Below are 3344 nucleotides of genomic sequence, written 5' to 3' on the forward strand. Positions count from 1 at the left end.
ACGACACCGAAGGTCGGTGAACCCACCCAATACAACGGGTAGGGACGGGTTAGAATTCGAGGACGAATCCGCCGGCTGACGGACCACCAACCGTCGCGTCGCCGGATTTCTGCGGGCATGCCTACGGGGGACTCGTGACGGACCGGCTGACCGAGGCGGAGATCGAGGCGCTTTCCGCCACCTTCACCAACCAGATGAAGGCGACTCATCTGTTGGAACGTGCCGGGCTGGCTCGTCGGCACCATCCGCAGTTCTACCCGGGTGAGTCGTCGTTCGAGTTCTGGTCCGAGTTCGCGTCGCTGTTGGAGAACGGGCTGTTGCCGGACGGCCGGAGGCGCATCCTCACCGAGGCGCATCGGGACTATCGGGGCAACCGGATCTTCGCCGACGCCGTCCGGGAGGACGGTGTCTCCCGCGGCGAGGGCGCCCTGTGGGAGGACGGCGTCCCGCGGCATGTCAGCGTCTTCTGCCTGGATGCCAGGCACTACAGCCGTCAGGACATCGCGACGCAGGCGAGCTGGCGGGAGGGGCTGCGCCGGATCGTCGACGAGGCGGCCGGAGGCGCCGGCCTGCCTCCCCGGTCGATCCGGCTGCGCCAGGATCGCGGCGACGGCTTTCTCGCAGCCGTGGCCGCCGACGTTCCCAAGGCCGTTCTCGCGACCGAGTTCGTCCGGGAACTGTGGATCGCGCTGCGGACCTACAACCGGGGACGTGACGAGACCGGTCGAATCCGGTTGAGGTTGGCCCTGCACCAGGGTGAGGTGGGTATCGACGGCAGTGGTCGCGGCCCGGCTGGTCGACGCGGACCCCGTCCGGCAGCTGCTGGAACAGGACAAGGACGACAAGGACGCGGAACTGGCGCTCATCCTATCGTCCGAGTTCTACCGCAGTACGGTGGCCGGGCGGCTGCGGGATCTCGACCCGGCGCAGTACCGCCGAGTCGAGGTGTCGGTGGTGGGCAAGTACGAGGGCCTCGCGTGGATCACGCTGCCGGGGCGCCCGTTCCCGGCGGTGCGGACCCCGTCGAACGGCTCCGGTCAGGGGCCGCTCGCGGACGAGAAGTGGGACTTCCTCATCTCCGCGGATCCGTCCGATGAGGCCTGGGGCTCCTGGATTGCCCGCGTGTTGGAAGGCCGGGGTCATTCGGTGCATCTGGCGGCCCTCGACGCGCTGCCCGGTGAGCACGAGATCGGTCTGCTGCACGAAGGGATCTCGCGGTCCCGGCGTACCCTTGCCGTGCTGTCGAAGAGCTACCTGGCCTCGGAGAAGATGCAGGTGGCCTGGCAGGCGGATCCTAACGGCGTGAAGCGCACGCTGATCCCGATCCGCGTCGAGACCTGTGACCCGGCCGGGCTGTTGCGCGGCATCAGCTACATCGATCTCGTCGACAAGGACGGTGCGGCAGCGGAGCTTGAACTGGTCAGGCAGATCGCCCGGTCCCTGAACGGCCGCGGTTCCCGGCCGTCGACTCCGCCGCCCTTCCCCGGGAAGCGATCTTGACCGGCCGCCGGCCAGGATCCTCGCGGCCCGCCGCCTCGACGTCGTCGGGGTCACCAGCGGTGCCGGTATCGGCGTCACCGGCGGTGCCGGCGTCGGCGGCGTCGATCAGCAGTCGGCCGAGCCCGCGGCCGTAACTCGTGCTCCCCTCCAGCCTGGACCAGTCGGCCAGCGCCGTCATCATGGCCCGCAGTCCCGCTGCGGACGGTTCTCCGGCGACCGCCTGCTCGGCCTGGCTCTGCACTCTCGCCAGCCAGGTCAGCGCCTCGTTGCCGGCTGCCCGGGCGCGCCGGGCCGCCTCGTCGATCCGGGCCCTGCGCAGGATCAGCCGGCCTGCCGCCGTCGGCGCCCCGGCCAGCCGGAGCAGTCCGGCGGCGCGCCCGCCCTCCGACCCGGCGCGCCCGTAGGCGGTCAGGGCCCGCTGCCACAGTTCCTCCGCGCGTTCCGGATAGGCCGTTCGCGACTGGATGATCGGGCTCCCGCCGGGCCGACGGCCGAGCGTCTGCGCCCCGCCATCCGGGAAGTCGGCCCAGTCGCCGCGCACCAGCGCCGCATGGGCCAGTGTCGCGTGGTCGGACCCGGCGCCGGCCTCGACCGCGTCCAACGCCATGCCGGCCTCGGCCTCCTGGTTCGCCCGGAACAGCAGATCCGCCCGCAGGATCCGCGCGTACGCCGCCGCCTGTGGCACCGGGAGCTCGTCGAGATGGGTGACAAAGAGGTCAGCCGTGGCCAGGGCCTGCATTGCGAGCGTTCCGGCAGGGTCGGCGGTCCGTGCGGCGCGTGCCGGATCGGCGCTGTGACCGTGCACAACCACGTGACGGGGCAGGCGATAGGGCAGGTGATGGGGGAAGCGATGGGGGCCGGGCCCGTGCCTCCGGCCGGTTTCGCGGTGGTCGACGCGGTGACCGGTCAGGGCCAGCTGTGCCCGCGCCACCCGGATACCGGGGATGATCTCGGCACCGAGCACGCAGATGACCGCGGTCGTCGGTTCGAGCAGTGCGTGCCGTTGCCGGGCGATGACCTGCGTCGTCCAGGCGATCAGCGGGGCGTCCGTCATGGTCCGCGGCGGCCCGGCTGGTCCGGCTGGTCCGGCCAATCCGGCCGGACCAGGGTGCCTGGAGTGCCCGGAGTCGGGTGGGGCCGGCTGGGATGGCGCCCAATTGGCCCGGTGGGCCGGGCGTTCCCGGCGCGGACCGGGTACACCGGGACGCGCGGCGGGCCCAACCGGAGGCGGAGCGAACGTCCTCGTGGCCCAGGCTCGGACGACGCCGACGTCATCGGGGGACCAGTTGAGGTCGAGAGCCAGCGCGGCGAGGTAGAGCGCCTCGTGCGCCGCCAGGTGATCGGGGTCGGTCGGGTCGTGTTTGCTCTCCCGCAGCGCTCCTTTCGCCCGGCCGGCGGCGAGCGCCGTCGCCGCGCGGACGAGATGGCGTTCCGCGGGAGGCGGGGAAGGATAGCAGAGGGGCACACCCGCGGGCTCGACGCGGTGCTGTTCGTGCAGCAGGAGCGCTACCAGGAGCCGGGCTGAGGCAAGCGGCATCGTTGCGGTGTTCCTTCACGGGCAGCGGGATGGATCCGGAGCCGGATTTCACCGGAAGAAAGGAAAAATAGCAGGGCATGCCGACAGTACCCGGCGACCTGCCGCGCGGAAATCCATTTCGGTGCTCTCGCCGCGGCCGGGTCGTGGCATCTCTGGTATCTCGTTATATTTTTATAATATTGATAAATGTCAGGCGTCACCCAAGGGCGTATTATTTTATTTTATCTGAAAATATGTTATTCATCGTCCCTCGGGAAATGCGGTGAACGGCGCGAAGACCAGGGCGGACGTAAGACCGGGGTGGACA

Annotated in this window: 2 protein-coding genes and 1 pseudogene; 2 read left to right on the forward strand and 1 reads right to left on the reverse strand. The window is 70.1% G+C overall.

What is annotated here, in order from left to right; genetic code table 11:
• Window positions 1–134: 134 nt before the first annotated feature.
• Both AC08OJ_RS19315 and AC08OJ_RS19320 read left to right on the forward strand, forming a co-directional pair.
• Window positions 135–389, forward strand: a pseudogene (locus AC08OJ_RS19315) (effector-associated domain EAD1-containing protein); the annotation flags it as partial.
• A 367-nt stretch (window positions 390–756) separates the two neighbouring features.
• Complete coding sequence (locus AC08OJ_RS19320; protein WP_476594707.1) at window positions 757–1500, forward strand: toll/interleukin-1 receptor domain-containing protein; 744 nt, start codon at window positions 757–759, stop codon at window positions 1498–1500.
• On the opposite strand, the gene AC08OJ_RS19325 is transcribed toward AC08OJ_RS19320, so the two are convergent.
• Window positions 1421–3037: a hypothetical protein gene (locus AC08OJ_RS19325; protein WP_476596477.1), complete on the reverse strand. Its 1617-nt coding sequence runs from the start codon at window positions 3035–3037 to the stop codon at window positions 1421–1423. The two genes, AC08OJ_RS19320 and AC08OJ_RS19325, sit on opposite strands and share 80 nt — an antisense overlap.
• Between the last annotated feature and the right edge of the window lie 307 nt (window positions 3038–3344).

The organism is Frankia sp. CgKIO3, assembly GCF_977946435.1.